At 62.7% G+C, this 15,002-nt stretch carries 14 protein-coding genes and 2 pseudogenes; 9 read left to right on the top strand and 7 right to left on the bottom strand.

The genetic code is table 11. The features are described from left to right. The first annotated feature begins 65 nt into the window (after positions 1-65). From NXC14_RS05985 to NXC14_RS05950, 7 genes are all read left to right on the top strand, one after another. On the top strand, positions 66-944 hold the full coding sequence (locus NXC14_RS05985; protein WP_085777380.1) for an SDR family NAD(P)-dependent oxidoreductase: 879 nt from the start codon (positions 66-68) through the stop codon (positions 942-944). A gap of 175 nt (positions 945-1,119) precedes the next feature. Continuing rightward, positions 1,120-1,677 carry a DUF2087 domain-containing protein gene (locus tag NXC14_RS05980; protein WP_085777379.1) on the top strand — a complete coding sequence of 186 codons (558 nt, stop codon included), beginning with the start codon at positions 1,120-1,122 and terminating at the stop codon, positions 1,675-1,677. A gap of 379 nt (positions 1,678-2,056) precedes the next feature. Beyond that, entirely contained in the window at positions 2,057-3,058 is a 1,002-nt protein-coding gene (locus NXC14_RS05970) for an ATP-binding cassette domain-containing protein (RefSeq protein ID WP_085777377.1), read from the top strand. A 43-nt stretch (positions 3,059-3,101) separates the two neighbouring features. Next, entirely contained in the window at positions 3,102-3,902 is an 801-nt protein-coding gene (locus tag NXC14_RS05965; RefSeq protein ID WP_085777376.1) for an ABC-2 family transporter protein, read from the top strand. Between the two features lie 2 nt (positions 3,903-3,904). Beyond that, positions 3,905-4,708 (top strand): ABC-2 family transporter protein, encoded by an 804-nt coding sequence (locus tag NXC14_RS05960; protein ID WP_157131378.1) that lies wholly within the window; start codon positions 3,905-3,907, stop codon positions 4,706-4,708. 83 nt (positions 4,709-4,791) lie between these two features. Continuing rightward, complete coding sequence (locus NXC14_RS05955; protein ID WP_085777374.1) at positions 4,792-5,046, top strand: type II toxin-antitoxin system Phd/YefM family antitoxin; 255 nt, start codon at positions 4,792-4,794, stop codon at positions 5,044-5,046. After that, positions 5,046-5,453, top strand: coding sequence for a type II toxin-antitoxin system VapC family toxin (locus NXC14_RS05950; RefSeq protein ID WP_085777373.1), 408 nt, complete (start codon positions 5,046-5,048; stop codon positions 5,451-5,453). Before NXC14_RS05955 ends, NXC14_RS05950 begins: the two co-directional genes overlap by 1 nt. A gap of 60 nt (positions 5,454-5,513) precedes the next feature. Here NXC14_RS05950 and NXC14_RS05945 read toward each other — a convergent pair whose 3' ends face one another. Next, complete coding sequence (locus tag NXC14_RS05945; RefSeq protein WP_085777372.1) at positions 5,514-6,134, bottom strand: glutathione S-transferase family protein; 621 nt, start codon at positions 6,132-6,134, stop codon at positions 5,514-5,516. 229 nt (positions 6,135-6,363) lie between these two features. After that, positions 6,364-6,720 carry a DUF4406 domain-containing protein gene (locus tag NXC14_RS05940; protein WP_085780004.1) on the bottom strand — a complete coding sequence of 119 codons (357 nt, stop codon included), beginning with the start codon at positions 6,718-6,720 and terminating at the stop codon, positions 6,364-6,366. A gap of 140 nt (positions 6,721-6,860) precedes the next feature. Between NXC14_RS05940 and NXC14_RS05935 the strand changes: the two genes are divergently transcribed. Then, entirely contained in the window at positions 6,861-7,616 is a 756-nt protein-coding gene (locus NXC14_RS05935; protein ID WP_085777371.1) for a DeoR/GlpR family DNA-binding transcription regulator, read from the top strand. A 58-nt stretch (positions 7,617-7,674) separates the two neighbouring features. Here NXC14_RS05935 and NXC14_RS05930 read toward each other — a convergent pair whose 3' ends face one another. Next, the gene (locus NXC14_RS05930; protein WP_085777370.1) at positions 7,675-8,682 is read right to left on the bottom strand and encodes an asparaginase; all 1,008 of its coding nucleotides are present in this window, start codon (positions 8,680-8,682) and stop codon (positions 7,675-7,677) included. A gap of 752 nt (positions 8,683-9,434) precedes the next feature. On the opposite strand from NXC14_RS05930, the gene NXC14_RS05925 reads away from it, so the two are divergent. Next, entirely contained in the window at positions 9,435-10,646 is a 1,212-nt protein-coding gene (locus NXC14_RS05925; protein WP_085777369.1) for an MFS transporter, read from the top strand. A gap of 39 nt (positions 10,647-10,685) precedes the next feature. Here the strand turns inward: NXC14_RS05925 and NXC14_RS33300 are convergent. The 4 genes and pseudogenes from NXC14_RS33300 to NXC14_RS05905 all read right to left on the bottom strand — a co-directional run. Continuing rightward, positions 10,686-11,040, bottom strand: a pseudogene (locus NXC14_RS33300) (MarR family transcriptional regulator); the annotation flags it as partial. Between the two features lie 67 nt (positions 11,041-11,107). Further along, on the bottom strand, positions 11,108-11,887 hold the full coding sequence (locus NXC14_RS05915; RefSeq protein ID WP_085777368.1) for a class I SAM-dependent methyltransferase: 780 nt from the start codon (positions 11,885-11,887) through the stop codon (positions 11,108-11,110). Positions 11,888-12,048: 161 nt separating this feature from the next. After that, positions 12,049-13,044: an NAD(P)H-quinone oxidoreductase gene (locus tag NXC14_RS05910; protein ID WP_085777367.1), complete on the bottom strand. Its 996-nt coding sequence runs from the start codon at positions 13,042-13,044 to the stop codon at positions 12,049-12,051. Positions 13,045-13,121: 77 nt separating this feature from the next. Continuing rightward, positions 13,122-14,979: pseudogene (locus NXC14_RS05905) on the bottom strand (EAL domain-containing protein). Between the last annotated feature and the right edge of the window lie 23 nt (positions 14,980-15,002).

Raw genomic sequence — 15,002 nt, 5'->3', positions numbered from 1 at the left:
AGAAGCCTCTCTGCCAATATGCGCTTATGCCGCGTTGATCGCCAGTTCATCAGGGAGAGCCCACTATGAAAGACGTCGTCGCTTTGGTCACCGGCGGGAGCCGCGGCATAGGGCGCGGCATTGCCCTTGCTCTGCTTGCCGAAGGCGTCACCGTTCATGTGACCGGCAGGACGCGTTTCGAGGCGGAGGCAATGCAAGCGGGATCGGCGGGATCGCTCGAGGGGCTCGAGTTTGAAGCGGCCAAACTGCCGGGGCGCCTTTCCGTCCATCGATGCGATCACGCTAGCGACGCCGACAGCGAGCGGGTGGCCGAAGCGATCCGGGCCGGCGGCAGGCTGGATATTCTGGTGAACAATGCATGGCCGGGCTACGAACGTATGGTGGAAGACGGTGAATTCACTTGGCCCAGGCCATTTTGGGAGCAGCCGGTATGGCGGTGGGAGGCGATGATTGGCACCGCGCTCAGGGGCGCTTTCATGATGTCGCGCGCCGTCGCTCCGTTGATGATCTCGGCGCGACGCGGCCTCATCGTCAACATCTCCTTCTGGGCCGCCCAGCTCTACGATGGCAATGCGGTCTATGGCATCGCCAAGGCCGCCGCCGACAAGATGGCCGCAGACTTCGCCCATGAGCTGCGCCCTCACAGTGTCGCCGCCGTTGCGCTTTATCCGGGGCTCGTCCGCACCGAAGCCGTTCTTGAGAACGCCGAGCATTTCGACATGAGCAATTCAGAATCACCTCAGTTCATCGGCCATGTCATTGGCGGGTTGTGGCGCGACCCGCTGCTCATGTCGAAATCCGGGCGCGTGCTGATCGCCGCGGCATTGGCGCGGGAATTCGGCATCGCCGATGTCGACGGCACCCGGCCGGTTCCGCTTAGCGCTGCCGACTTTGCCGGGAACGCCGGGCCCTCTGCCGCAGCCAGCGAACTGGAAGACTGTTGAAATATCGAGGGCCCGATGATAATTGCTGCGTCGGGTCTGCAGTTCACCCAGGCATCGCCGTTCTTCGGAACACGCTAAACCTGACAATAACCGAGATATGGACATCGATCCCGTGCCATGTCGGAAGGGCGATCACCGGTAATCCATCCGGAACGGCACGACCAAAGGATAGGTCATGTCCAGAAAACTCATTCCTCTCCAGGTGAGCGATGCGTCCTCATTTGCCAAGTCGCTGCGCCTCCAGCTCTCCGCCCACGAAGGGCTTCCATCTCACCTCCAATTCTTGAACATGCTGGCACGGGCTGCCGGCTACGGCAATTTCCAGAGCCTGCGTGCAAAAGCCGGTCCCGCAGAGAGCGAGGGGCAGCTACCGGCATCGGCGCCTGCCGCCAATGTCGAGATCGACCGGAAGCATATCGATCGCGTTCAGCGCAGCTTCGACGAAGAGCTCCGCCTGGTGCGCTGGCCCTCGCGGCGCATGGATCAGATCACGGCGCTTTGGCTTCTGTGGTCGCAGATTCCCTCGACCACGGAGATGTCCGAGAAGGAGGTCAATGCTCTTCTTCGCGACAGGCACCTGTTTGGAGATCACGCATTGCTGCGTCGGGAACTCTGCGAGCTCGGACTGATGAGCCGAACGCGCGACGGCAGCGTCTACCGGCGCGTCGAACGGCCGATGCCGATACACGCATCGGCAATCCTCAGTCAGCGTTCCGAACGCCAAGCGAGCTGATGCCGACCTCTGCGGAAGCGCCTGATCGAAGAGAGCCTTTGATCAGGCGCCTCATTCTTCTTGTGTATCATCATCGCCGCCCTGCCTCTTGCGGCGCGGACGGAGATTGCCGAAGCCCATATGGTGATCGGCATCCGAGGTTTCCATCGGCCTGCGAGGAAGATGATCGCAATGGCCGCGGCAACGATGAGCAAGGCGTGGATCTTGTCCATGCCTTCAATGTAGCGCAGGCGGAGATCGGTCAAGGTCGTGGCGACACCACGCCGAAGTGATCGATCGAAACGCAACTTCAGCTTGAACGAATCCCACTTCGCATTAGCCTGCGTTCTCAAGCCCATCGCCGCCCGAGTCGGCTCGCTTCATATCCAAGGGAATAGACATGCCGGCTTTGATCGAAGCACGGGGCGTCAGCAAGCGCTTCCGGCAGCACAAGAGATTTCCGGGTCTCGTCGGCGCCTTCAAGACGCTGGTGACCAGCGAATATACCGAGGTTCAGGCCGTTTCCGATATCAGCTTCGATATTGCGGCCGGCGAGGCCGTCGGCTATCTCGGCCCGAACGGCGCCGGCAAATCGACGATGATCAAGATGATGACCGGCATCCTTGTGCCGAGTTCAGGCACGCTTTCGGTGCTCGGCCGCACGCCGCATCTCTCCCGTATGGACAATGCCCGCGAGATCGGCGTCGTGTTCGGACAGCGCAGCCAGCTGTGGTGGGACCTTCCGCTGATCGACAGTTTTACCCTGCACCAGCGCATCTATGATATCCCGGCTTCTCGCTATGCGGAAAATCTGCGCCACTTCAGCGAGCTGCTCGACCTCTCGCCCTTCCTCGACCGGGCGGTGCGCCAGCTCAGCCTTGGCCAGCGCATGCGCGCCGAGATCGTCATGTCGCTGCTGCACGATCCGAAGATCCTCTTTCTCGATGAACCGACGATCGGGCTCGACGTGGTCGCCAAGGATGCGGTGCGCCGCTTCCTCGCGGAGATCAACCGCGAACGCGGGGTCACCATCATCCTCACCACCCATGACCTGCAGGACATCGAGACGATCTGTCCGCGGCTGATCATGGTCGATCACTCCAGGCTGATCTTCGACGGCGAATTGCGCAGCCTGCGCGCCGCCCTCGGCTCGGCCCGGCGGCTGACGCTGGAATTTGCCAGCGACCCCGGCCCCTTGCGGCTCAGCACGGCGTCGCTCGTCAGCGATGAGGGCCTGCGCAAGGAATATCTGATCAAGCGCGAGGACGTGTCGCTGGTGAGTATCCTTTCGGAGGTCGGCAGCGACCGCGACCTCAAGGATGTAGCGCTGCACGAGCCCGACATCGAAGAGGTCATCCGCACCTTCTACCAGGGCCGCAACACCAGGGCCCGGGCCTCATGAGCACCTATCTCGCCTTCACCCGCAATGCCCAGGCGCCCACACCATGAGCGCTTATCTGGCCTTCACGCGCAGCGCTTTCCACGCGCAGCTCGCCTATCGCAACGAGGTCTGGGCCAACATTTTCGGCAAGCTGGTGCAAGTCGTCGCCCGGGTCGCCATCTGGCTCGCGGTCTATGGCGGCGTCGGCGCGACCGTCGTCGACGGCGTCTCGCTGCAGCAGATGGTGACCTATGCCCTGCTCGGCGGCGCTGTGATGGGCGCCACCCGCCCGGAAAGGGTCATCGGCGAGATCGGGCGCTCACTCAAATCAGGCGATATCGCCGTCTGGCTGCTGAAGCCGCTCTCCTATCCGCTCTATCTCTTCGCCAACGAATGCGGCAGCTTTTCCTATCGCCTGGCGACGCAGGTCATCCCGACCGTCGCCTTCACCGCCTTGATCTACGGCATGCTGGCGCCGGCAAGCTTGTTTCACGGCCTGATGTTCGCGGTCTTTTGGGCGCTGTCCTTCGTGCTGATCTTCCTGATGTCGGCGCTGTTCGGGCTGATCGCCTTCTGGCTGATGACGAGCTTCTCGCTTGACTGGATTCTCGGCGCCCTGCTGCATCTGTTCTCCGGCCTGCTGGTGCCCTTCTGGTTCTTCCCCGAGCCCTTAGCGACGATCGCCCGCCACTTGCCCTTCGCCTGGGTCGTCTATTATCCCAATGCGGTCTATCTCGGGAGGCTTTCCGTCGCCGATACCTGGCTGCATCTCGGCCTCGGTCTCGGCTGGGCCGGACTGTTCCTTATGGGCGTGCTCTGGCTATGGCGCCTGGCCTCGCGCCGCATAACCGTGCAGGGAGGCTGATCGTGCTCTTCCATCACCTCCGCGTCATTCCGCTTCTGGTGCGCATGCATGTGCGCTCACAAATGGAATATCGCGGCGCCTTCTGGCTCGACCGGCTTGCGCAGATCCTTTCCTATGGCAGCGTCTTTGCCACCATCGGCATCCTGCTTGCCCGCTTCCAGACGCTCGGCGGCTGGACCTGGCCGGAGCTGGCGCTGCTCTTCAGCTTCCAGCTGCTCGCCTATTCGCTCGGTGCGGCGATGAGCTTCGTGCAATTGCGCGATCTCGAAGAACTGGTACGGCTCGGCACCTATGACACGCTGCTCGTCAAGCCGTTCAGCCCCTGGGCCTATCTCGTCTTTTCGGGCCTCAATATCGGCTATGCCGGTCACATCATCCTGGCAGTGCCGCTGCTCTGCTGGGCCGTCCTATCGGTCGACTTCATCTGGACGGCCCCGTCCGTGGCGTTCCTGCTTGCCGCGATCGCGAGCGCGACGCTGCTGACCGCTGCGATGATCACCATGATCGGCGCGACGGCGCTGATGTGGGTACGCTCGAACCACCTGTTCTCGATCTTCTTCGGCTTCTGGGAACTGACGCGTTATCCGCTCAACATCTTTCCCGGCAGCATCCAGCTGACCCTGATCACCGCTGTCCCGCTGGCGCTGACCAGCTCAGTCCCGGTCGGCACGCTGCTCGGCAAACCGATCCCGATCCTCGGCGATTGGGCCGGGCCGGTGGCGCTCGCCGCCGGCCCGGTATGGGTGCTCATCGCCATCGCCCACTGGCGCTACGCCACCGGCAAATACCAGGGCGCCGGCGGCTGATGATCGGCCAGCCGAGAACACCCTCATTGACCTGCCGCGTTTCCACTCTTATATAGCTAGACAGTCTAGCCAGGAGCAGTTTTATGGAATGGCAATTGCAGGACGCGAAGAACCAGTTCTCGAAAGTGGTGCAGAAGGCGCGAGACGAAGGACCGCAAGTGGTCACCTTGCGCGGTGAGCGCGCGGCTGTCGTATTGTCCGCCGGCGATTACGACGCCCTTCGCGCCGGCAGACCGACCCTGGTTGATGACCTATTGGGCGGTCCTGCCTGGGATGACGAGTTCGCCGATGCAGTCGAAGCGAGGGCCAAGAGCCCTAGCCGCGGCGTGACCTTCTGATGTATCTCGTGGATACAAATATCGTCTCTGAGGCGCGACGCGGCACGCCGCAGGCGGTTTCCTGGCTGCGCTCCGTCGATCCGCTGAGCATCCATCTGAGCGCGTTGACGCTCGGCGAGATCATGCGCGGCATTGCCCTCAAACAGAGGTCGGATCCGAAGGCCGCGACCCACTTAGCCGAGTGGCTGCGCAAGCTGCGCCACGACCATGGCAGCCGTATCCTTCCGGTGACCGATCAGATTGCCGTGGAATGGGGCCGCATCGCAGCAATCCGGCCGCGCGGCGACATTGATGGACTGATCGCTGCGACGGCGATGGTCCACGATCTCATCGTCGTCACTCGCAATGTCGGCGATTTCCGCGACACCGGTGTATCCGTAATCGACCCCTGGCAGACGTCAGCGTGAGTGCAGGGGCGGCTACGACCGGCCCCGCATCACAGACGGGTTTTAACATCTCAGGGCGGATCAGCCCCGGTCATAGACCAGCGCCCGCTGGACGGCGGGGCGCTGCAGCATGCGGGCGTGATGGTCGCTGACCTTTGCAAAGCGGGCGGGATCGACGCCGTCGGATGGCAGCCAGTCGGTCATGACAAAGAGATAGGGATCGGCAAGCGAATAGGTCTCTCCCATCACCCACGGGCCTTCGAACATCTTCTCTTCGATCAGTGTGAAGCAATCGGCCATATTCTGCGGTACCTTGGCCTTCATCGCCTCGAGTGCCGCCGGCTCGTCGGCCCAGCGGGAGCCACGCGGGCGATGGGCATGGTTCACATGCACGGTCGAGCAGAGATAGCTGTTGAAGGATTGCAGCCGCGCCATTTCGAAGGCATCGCCGAGCGGCGCGAGCTTCGCGGCCGGGGCGCTTTCGGCGATGAAGCCGAGGATGGCCGGCGTTTCCGTCAGCACGCCGCGCTCGGTGACGAGCGCCGGCACCCTTCCCTTCGGATTGATCTTCAGATAGTCCGGCGAACGCTGCTCGCCATCACGGAAGCTGAGCTTTTGCGTTTCGAAGGCAAGGCCGGATTCTTCCAGGGCGATCAGGCTTGCAAGCGCACAGGTTCCGGACGCGTAGTATAATGTCAGCATGGCTCTCGACTCCGTTTCGGCACGTCTTATAGCGCGCGGATTAGTGCGCAGGAACCAGGGAGATGGCGGTTCGTGGGCAATTGCCGCCCTGCCTTGCCGCCGCCCCTCATCCGGCTGCCGCCACCTTCTCCCCGTTTTGACGGGGAGAAGGGATATGCCGCACCCTCTCCGTCCCCCACCGGCTCTCCCCGTCAGAACGGGAGAGGGACAAGGTGAGGGGCAACCCCACTCACCCGCAGCCCGGCACGTCTTCCAGCCGGTGCCAGACCGGGATGCCGCGTTCTCTGGCGATGCGCACGTCGTTGTCGGCGCCCTTGGAATCGCCGGGCAGACGCAGCACGCCCTCGCAGAGCTGCAGCAGCCGGCCGGCGACTGGATGGAAGATTTCCTCGTAGAGCGCGTCACCGACCGATCTGCCGCCGGCGGCATGCCAGATCGGCAGGGCCACCCACTCGCCGATCATCGGTACATGGCCGGCCTTGAACAAGGCGTGAGAGGGTTCTTCCAGCCGCTTCAGGTTGGCGGCCATTCTTTCGGGGTCGTCGCCCGTTCCGGACCGATAAGGCCCGGCAATCAATATCAACATGGTCCACTCCATCGCTCCGCTTTTGCGTGAGCACTCCCGGCTTCATGCACGGGATTTCCCGAAAATGCACGATATTTCTTGAATGTCGAGTCATTTCGTGGAATACCATGCCATCTCGTGAACTTTCGTGCGGAGACACAATGCTGACGACGCAGCGCAAGACCTTGATTCTCGACATCTTGCGCCGCGACGGCCAAGTGATCGCCAAGCGTGTCGCCGAGGATTTTTCGCTTTCGGAAGACACGATCCGGCGGGACCTCAGGGAAATGGCGGCGGAGGGACTCTTGAAACGCGTGCATGGCGGTGCGATGCCGCTGGCACCGGAGCTGCCGGATTTCACGGCGCGGCGCAGCGTCTCGTCCGAAATCAAGTCGCGGCTCGGAGCCGCGGCGGCCGCGATGGTCAGGCCGGGGCAGATGATCTTCCTCGACGGCGGCACGACGACCGCCGAAATCGCCCGGCATTTGCCGCGCGACATGGCGCTGACGGTCGCCACCCACAGTCCGACGATCGCTGCCGAGCTCGAGCACCATCCCACGGTCGAGGTGATCCTGGCCGGCGGTCGGCTCTACAAACATTCGATGGTGGCGGTGGGGGCCGCGGCGATGGCGGCGATTTCGCAGCTGCGCCCCGACCTGTTCTTCCTCGGCGTCACCGCCGCCCATCCCGTGCACGGGCTCTCCACCGGCGATTTCGAGGAAGCGGCGATCAAGCGGCATATCGCCCGCTGCGCGGCCGAAACGCATGTGCTGCTGACGGAGGAGAAATTCGATCTGGTCTCGCCCTGCCCGGTGCTCGGCATTGCCGAGGTGGCGGGACTGATCGTGCCGGCCGAGATGCCGGCCGAGCGGCTGAAGCCCTATCGCGATCTCAACGGCACGATCGCTGCAGCGTAACCCTGCGCAGAAAAGTCAGGGCTCGATGGCGTGCGAAAACCGTGCGCAGTTTTCGGCATCATGCCGAGAAGACGGAGGTCGCGCTGATATCGCCGACATGGATGCCGTTCCAATTGCGCATCGCGGTTGCGGCAAAGCCCATCAGCGCGGCATGCACCGTCTCTTCCGTCTCGAAGAAGCGGGCGAGTGTGGCCGCCACCATGGCCTCGGCGGCGCGAGTGGCGCCATCCTCGCATTTGAGCGCGATGGCGACGCCCTTTTCCGGGATTGCGGCGCAGAAGACACCCTCGGCGCCTGTCTTGACGAAGATGCGACCGGGAGCGATCTGCATCAGTTTCGTGCAGGCGCGGCCGGAGCCGGCGACATAGAAGGGCTCGGCCATGCAGGCCTCGATCAGGCGGCGGGATGCTTTGGCGCGCAAGGGTTCCAGGCCGATGCCGGTCGCCATTTTGGCAAAGCCGTGGGCCAGGCTGCGCAAAGGCACGGCATAGGTCGGGATGGAGCAGCCGTCGGTGCCGCAGCTCTCGGCGCCGAGCACGGCGCCGGTCAGGCTTTCCATCACTGCTCGGATCTCGACCTGCAGCGGGTGCTCGTAGCCGACATAACCCTTCGGGTCGATATCGTGGTGGCAGCAGGCGCAGATGAAACCGGCGTGCTTCCCCGAGCAATTGTTGTGCAGCGCCGTCGGTGCGGCGAGCGTGCGGGCCTGATGGATCAGGACTTTCTGATTCATCGACCAGTGGGCGCCGCATTCCAGCGCTTCGGCATTGCGGCCGGCACGCGACAGCATCGAGGCGGCAAGCGCCACATGTTCGTCCTCGCCACTATGCGAGGCGCAGGCGAGCGCCAGCTCCTTATCACTGAAGCCATAGGCATCGGCCGCACCGCTCTCGACGAGCGGCAGCGCCTGCATCGCCTTGCAGGCCGAGCGTGGGAAGACGGCGGCGTCGATGTCGCCGAGCGAGAAGACAAGCTTGCCGTCGCCATCGACGACCGCCACCGCGCCACGATGACGGCTTTCGACGAGCAGGCCGCGGGTAACTTCGACGGTGACGGGATTGGTCATGGGCTCTCATCCGAATGCTGGCGGGATGCGGCAGGCATAACGCGTCGGGGCGCGAAAGCCAACGGGGTGGCCTGTTTTGTGGCTGCGCGGGCTCCTGCTGACGGCGGCGCCGACGATGTTTGGCAGAGACTTTCCCTCACATTCCATCATCCCAGGCTTCGACCCTGGGATCCATGGCCGATGAAAATCAACATGGATGCTGGCATCGGGCCGAGCAAGCCGGATGGTAAGAGAGAGTGGGGAGGCTTCCGCGCTTGTTGCCTTTCGACGACAATTTTCCGCAGCACACCGCCACTATCAACCCTGGCGAGCACTAAGAGCAGAAGATGGGTAGAGTCAACCGGCCGGGGCATGGCGCATTTGCACCGAAGCGACCTACAGATTTCCTCATCTCAGGCCTTGAGCCTGGTATCGATGGCCGTCACAGATCGGGCCAGCGTGGATGCTCGGGTCCAGCCCGAGCAGGACGGAGTGCGGGGTGGGCTTCTCCGGCAAATGCTCGACGTACGGCGGAGTAAAAAGTGTAGCACGAATGCTCCGCAGGGCAGTCGCGCTTTCTGTCGGTCGACCCCCTATCCTCCGTCATTCCAGGCCTTGAGCCTGGAACCAGCCGGAGCTCGACCTGGCAGCTCCGTCGGACGGCCATCACGTCATGCCGATACCCATCACAGAAGCTGACGCATGCGATCGAAAACTATCGTTTCTCCGGCGTGTGCGATCCGGCTAAGAGTGGTGCATCAGGAACCGCCCCCATGCCATCCAGCTTCTCCCTCATCCTGCGCGACAACAGGATCCGCATTCCCGCCGTAACGCTCGTCGCGCTTGCCTTTACCTATGCCTCGACCGTGCCTTACCAGTCGATCATCGGGATCAACGAACTGGGCTTAAGCAACGGCGCCTATTCGGCGCTGGTGTTCTTCTCGGCGATCGTCAACGTTGCGACGAGTCTGACGCTCGGCATCTGGTCGGACAGACTGAAGGAGCGCCGGCCGCTGGTGCTGGGGCTTTCGGTCGCCGGCATGCTCGGCTTCGGGTCGATCGCGATCATTCACAGCCCGGCAATCTTTATCTTTTCGACGCTGCTGCTGGTGCCGATGAGCGGCTCCACCTATTCGCTGCTCTTCGCCAGCCTTCGCGCCAGGACCAACCAGATGGAGCGTGGCGAGGGCGCAGCGGTGACGGCGACGGTGCGGGCGTTGTTTTCCGGCTCTTGGGCGCTGGCGCCGGGGCTGATCGGCCTTTATCTGGTCAATTCGCCATCGATGACGCCGGCCTATGGCATCGCGGCACTCGCCAGTTGCACCTGCTTCTGCCTGTATTTCTTCTTCGCCCCCGGCAACGGCAGCGCCGGCCCTGCTACCGATCCGGTGGGTTTCCTCGCTTCGCTGAAACGGATCTTCATGCCGAAGGTGCTGATCCGCGTCATGATCATGTCGTTGCTCTTCGCGCTGCAGCGGCTGAACGGCATGCTTCTGCCGCTGATCATCACACGTGCGGCGGGCGGAAACGTCGCCGATGTCGGATTCATCGCCGGGCTGACGGCCCTTCTCGAAATGCCGTTCATGATGATGTGGGGCATGGCGCAGCGGCGCTTCCGCACCGCGCATGTGCTCGCCTTCGGCGCGCTCATCTACTGCGCCTACCTGCTGCTGCTCGGATTTGCTTCCGCGCCCTGGCACATCTATGCGCTGCTGCTCGTCAATGCCTGCGGGGCGGCGGCAATCCTCAGCGTCCCGATCACCTATCTGCAGGACCTGATCGCCGACCGGCCAGGGCTCGGAACCTCCCTGCTCTCGCTCAATACCTTCATCGGCACCGGCATCGCCGCCGGGCTCTTCGCCTTCGGCACATCGCTGACCGATTATTCCGGCACCGCCTTCGTCGGCGCCGGCGCGGGTCTCGCGGCGATCGGAGCGTTGCTCCATCTGGAAAGCAGCAGGCGGCAGGCGCGGCAGCCGGCCTGAGTGGGGCACAGGGCACACGCCCGCTTCAATCGCCAAGGCTTACCGCGCCGTGATGCGATAGGCGCAGCGGCGGGCGCCGGTGAGGATATGTTCGCTGCGCTCGACGTCGGCGCCGAGCACGGCGCGGAAGGTTTCGAGTTCGGAGCGGCAGAAGCCGGCGCAGGCGGTGGCCGCCGCAGATCGGACAGTGATTTTCAACCAGCATGAAGGAGCCGTCCGCCTTCTACCAGCTGTCGGCCATATAACCTTCGCGGGTGCGGATCGCAGCCAGGCCCCCGACACGCGCGGCCAGGTCGCCGGCGTTTTCGAGCTCGTGGCGATAGCGCTTCAGCGTCTCGGTCTCGCGGGCGGAGATGACGGTGTCGAGCGCTCCTGCCCCAAGCTGATCGACTAGACAGGTGAAATTGAAAAGGCGCCTCGGCCTCGGGGCGCCTTTTCACCACTGAATGATTTCCTGGTTCTCAGGCGACGTTGCGCTCTGGTTCCGGCTCCTGCTGGATGGCCTCCTGCTTGACGCCGAGATAGAGAACGGAGCCGCGGCCGATGCCATAGGTATCGCAGACGTCTAGCGTCAGGAAGTCGGTGACCGGAATCTGCTGGACCGCCAAACCGGCGCGCCGGATCACTTCGATGAAGCCGGACCTTGAGAAGATGCGCACATGGTCGTCCTGGCCGAAATGCGCCCAGCGGCCTTCCGGTGTCGTCACCTCGGGATTTTCATAGGTGTCTTCGATCGACAGGCAGATCGGCGCCATCAGGATAGCCACGCTGTCCTGCTTGAGAACACGCCTGATTTCTGCGGTGGCTCGCACCGGATCGTCGACATGTTCAAGCACATGAGAGCAAAGCACGAAGTCGAAGCTCTCATCGGCATATGGCAGGTTATGGATATCAGCCTTGTCGTCTGCCTCCGGCATATGCATGTCGCAGCTGCGGTAGAAGACATGCGGGTGGCTCTTGAGCCAGAAGCTCAATGCCCGGCCCGGCGCAATGTCCAGGAAGCGCACCGCCTTTGCCTGGTCGAGCCGCTGGAACACCGGCGTCAGAAACAGCGCGTAGAGCCTGTCGCGATCGGTCGAATGACAATTGGGGCAGCTATAGGCCTGATGATTGATCGTCTCGAATTCATCGATGCGATAGGGAAAGCCGTGCTCAACCGCCTTGTCGATGTAATAGCACGGAAGCGGTACGAAATGCGGGATTCTGCTGCGGCAGATGGGGCAGGCGTGGAATAGAGCCATTGTATTCCTCGTAGGGACCGTACAACGCGCAAGCAACGCCACATCATGATGCGCAGTTTCGGGGCCGGGTTTCGATCAGACAACTGTTCAACGACCCCAGAGACTCACAGACAGCCAAGGTCAGCTTCACCTTGCCCACGAATGCTGGCCCGAAGCTGACCTCAAACGGTGAGCATGACCTTGCCGACATGGCTGCCGTCCTCCAGCAGCCGGTGCGCCTCAACGACTTCTTCGAAGGCGAAGACCTTGTGAATGACGGGGGCGACGGTGCCCGCTTCGAGCAGCGGCCAGACCTCCGAGAGCAGATCGTCGCGGATGGCTCGTTTTTCCTCGGCCGTGCGCGGGCGCATGGTGGAGCCGGTGACCGTCAGACGCTTGACCATGATCGGCGAGAGATTGACCTTTTCGGCGACGGCCCCGCCCAGGAAGGCGATGATCGACAGGCAGCCGTCCTTTGCAAGCGAGGCGATGTTGCGCTCGAAATAGGCGGCGCCGATCATATCGAGGATGACATCGACGCCGTGACCAGTCTCGGCCTTGATCACCGCGGCGAAATCCTCGTCCCTATAGTTGATGGCTCGTTTGGCGCCGAGCCTTTCGCAGGCCTCGCATTTTTCCTTCGAGCCTGCCGTGGCGTAGACCTCGGCGCCGAAGGCGCGGGCAAGCTGGATCGCGGTCGTGCCGATACCGCTCGTGCCGCCATGGATCAGCACGCTTTCGCCTTCGGTCAGCCCGGCCATCTGGAAGAGATTGGCCCAGACAGTGAAGAAGATTTCTGGAAGGGCCGCCGCCTTGACCGCATCATAGCCCTTGGGAAAGGGCAGAACCTGCCCTGCCGGCAGCAGGCAATATTCGGCATAGGCGCCGCCATTGGCAAGCCCGCAGACCTTGTCGCCGACCGCGTGACCTACGACACCCGGGCCGACGGCGACGATTTCGCCTGCCAGCTCCAGCCCGAGAATCGGGCTCGCGTCCTTGGGTGGAGGATAGCTGCCCTGACGCTGGGCAATATCGGGACGGTTGACGCCGATCGCCTCGGCGCGCACGAGGACCTCGCCTTCGCCGGCCTTCGGCAGCGGACGCTTGCCGATCACCATCACATCAGGCCCGCCGAAGGAATTGAGATCGACGAAACGCATTTCCTGAGGCAGTGACATGGCGCGGCCCTCCTGATCCCGGAGGTTCGGAATAGATCAGCCCGGCCGGCTTGGGAAGGCTAGAAGCGGCAAGGGCGTCAATTCGCCTCGCCCAGGAAATGGAAGGCGAGGCCCTCCTCACTCTCCTTGGCGGCCGACTTGATGACGGCAATTTCGGCGCTGACGCGGTTGATATCGTGGATGACGAGGCCTTCCGGCAGCTCGAGAACGCCGATCGAGCAGCGCATCAGCGGGAACAGGGCCTCGGCGCCGGTGCGGTCGTGGCCGAGGACGCGCCCGGCGGCGCGGTGCTCGTCGGAATAAAGATCGAGCACGTCGTCGTGGAAATCGCTGATCAGCCGGTCGAGGATCTCGGTCAGCTCCTCCTTGGTCCAGCCGACGACGCCGATGAAGAAATCGTCGCCGCCGACATGGCCGAGGAAATGGCGCTCGGCGAAGAAATAGCGGCGCATCAGCGCGGCAAACAGCGAGATCGCATGGTCACCGAGATGGAAGCCGTAGGCGTCGTTGAAAGGCTTGAAATTGTCGAAGTCGCAATAGCAGAAATGCCGGACCTCATCGCCGTCGCGGCCGGACTGGCGCATGAAATCACGGATGGCGTGGTTGCCCGGCAGGCCAGTCAGAGGGTTCTGGTCCTGGGCAGTCTTCAGCTGTTTCTCATTGATGACCTTGATCAACGATGCGGCGGAAACGACCCCGGCATAACGCATATTGTCGGTCAGGATCAGGCAGTTGCTGCCTTCCATATTGGCGAAGATCGCCATCAGCTGTTCGGCATCACTGTGGAGGCCGACGATCGGCGCCATCTCGACGAAATGCGAAATTGAGCGCTCGTACATCTTGTTCTTCAGGAGGTCGCGGCCGAAGGGCTGATAAATATATTCCTTGAGGTGATGCTCATGAATAATGCCGCGCGGCTCGTCATTAGCGTTGAGGACGGGAAAAAAGGCCTGGCGCGGATTGCGGCGGAAAAGTTCGAAGACGCTGTCGATGCTGTCGCTTTCGTAGACCGTCGGCAAGAGCTCGATCTGCTTGCGGATGAGGATTTCGTCGAGCGACTGGCTGCCGCGCTTGCTCTTCCCGAGCTCCTGCAGATGCGGAAAGGATGGGGCCAGCTCCGACATATGCGTCGTCGGCCGGGAAATGAACCAGCCCTGGACGAGATCGACACCATATTCGCGGCAGGCGATGAATTCGGCTTCGGTCTCGATGCCTTCGGCGATGACGCGCGTTCCGAGCACGTGGGCGATGTTGACGATGCTCTTCAGCAGATGGCGCTTGCGCGGGCTGCGGTCGATCTCCGCTACGAAATGGCGGTCAATCTTCAGATAATCCACGGCATGATCGCAAAGCAGTTTCATCTCGCCGTGACCGACGCCGAAATCGTCGATCGCCAGCTTGAAGCCGGCCTTGCGCAGCGTGGAAACCAGGGCGGCGAATTCCGGCACGCTGGTATTGTCGAAACGTTCGGAGAATTCGAAACAGATGGAGGACGGCGGAATATTCGCGGTTCGCAAATGTTGCAGGAGGCTCTCGACCAGGCGCTCGCCATCACGGATCAGCCGGACGTCGAGATTGAGGAACAGGGTCGAGGTGGAGAAATTGGACAACGTCGCGAACTTGGCGAGCGCACGGCTGGCGACCATCTGTTCGAGCTGCAGCAGCTGGCCGGTCCGATGCGCCTGGTCGAGAATGTCGGCCGGCGTGTCGTAGCCGATGCGTTCCTGGCCGCGCATAAGGGACTCGTAACCGAAAACCGTACCGGTGCCGGCTTCGACGATCGGCTGGAAGGCGTTCTCGACCACGAGCTTGGCAAGGGTTACCATCTGATCGCTCGCATAACGGCGGAGCACGCCCGGCTCGACGGCGCCAGCCAAGGATATTGCAGTCTTCATTGTGGGCCGATCTCCACTGCGACTTGTTCTTCTTGCTCAGAAACCTGCCGCAGAAGGATCAAC

It is taken from the genome of Rhizobium sp. NXC14, from assembly GCF_002117485.1.
Classification (GTDB): Bacteria; Pseudomonadota; Alphaproteobacteria; order Rhizobiales; family Rhizobiaceae; genus Rhizobium.
This window is presented reverse-complemented; position numbering and strand designations above follow the sequence as displayed.

What these genes read in the sequence shown, in the direction of transcription:
- NXC14_RS05985 (WP_085777380.1), top strand. Translation starts at nt 66, where the DNA reads ATGAAAGACGTCGTCGCTTTGGTCACCGGCGGGAGCCGCGGCATAGGG.
- NXC14_RS05980 (WP_085777379.1), top strand. Translation starts at nt 1,120, where the DNA reads ATGTCCAGAAAACTCATTCCTCTCCAGGTGAGCGATGCGTCCTCATTT.
- NXC14_RS05970 (WP_085777377.1), top strand. Translation starts at nt 2,057, where the DNA reads ATGCCGGCTTTGATCGAAGCACGGGGCGTCAGCAAGCGCTTCCGGCAG.
- NXC14_RS05965 (WP_085777376.1), top strand. Translation starts at nt 3,102, where the DNA reads ATGAGCGCTTATCTGGCCTTCACGCGCAGCGCTTTCCACGCGCAGCTC.
- NXC14_RS05955 (WP_085777374.1), top strand. Translation starts at nt 4,792, where the DNA reads ATGGAATGGCAATTGCAGGACGCGAAGAACCAGTTCTCGAAAGTGGTG.
- NXC14_RS05950 (WP_085777373.1), top strand. Translation starts at nt 5,046, where the DNA reads ATGTATCTCGTGGATACAAATATCGTCTCTGAGGCGCGACGCGGCACG.
- NXC14_RS05945 (WP_085777372.1), bottom strand. Translation starts at nt 6,134, where the DNA reads ATGCTGACATTATACTACGCGTCCGGAACCTGTGCGCTTGCAAGCCTG.
- NXC14_RS05940 (WP_085780004.1), bottom strand. Translation starts at nt 6,720, where the DNA reads ATGTTGATATTGATTGCCGGGCCTTATCGGTCCGGAACGGGCGACGAC.
- NXC14_RS05935 (WP_085777371.1), top strand. Translation starts at nt 6,861, where the DNA reads ATGCTGACGACGCAGCGCAAGACCTTGATTCTCGACATCTTGCGCCGC.
- NXC14_RS05930 (WP_085777370.1), bottom strand. Translation starts at nt 8,682, where the DNA reads ATGACCAATCCCGTCACCGTCGAAGTTACCCGCGGCCTGCTCGTCGAA.
- NXC14_RS05925 (WP_085777369.1), top strand. Translation starts at nt 9,435, where the DNA reads ATGCCATCCAGCTTCTCCCTCATCCTGCGCGACAACAGGATCCGCATT.
- NXC14_RS05915 (WP_085777368.1), bottom strand. Translation starts at nt 11,887, where the DNA reads ATGGCTCTATTCCACGCCTGCCCCATCTGCCGCAGCAGAATCCCGCAT.
- NXC14_RS05910 (WP_085777367.1), bottom strand. Translation starts at nt 13,044, where the DNA reads ATGTCACTGCCTCAGGAAATGCGTTTCGTCGATCTCAATTCCTTCGGC.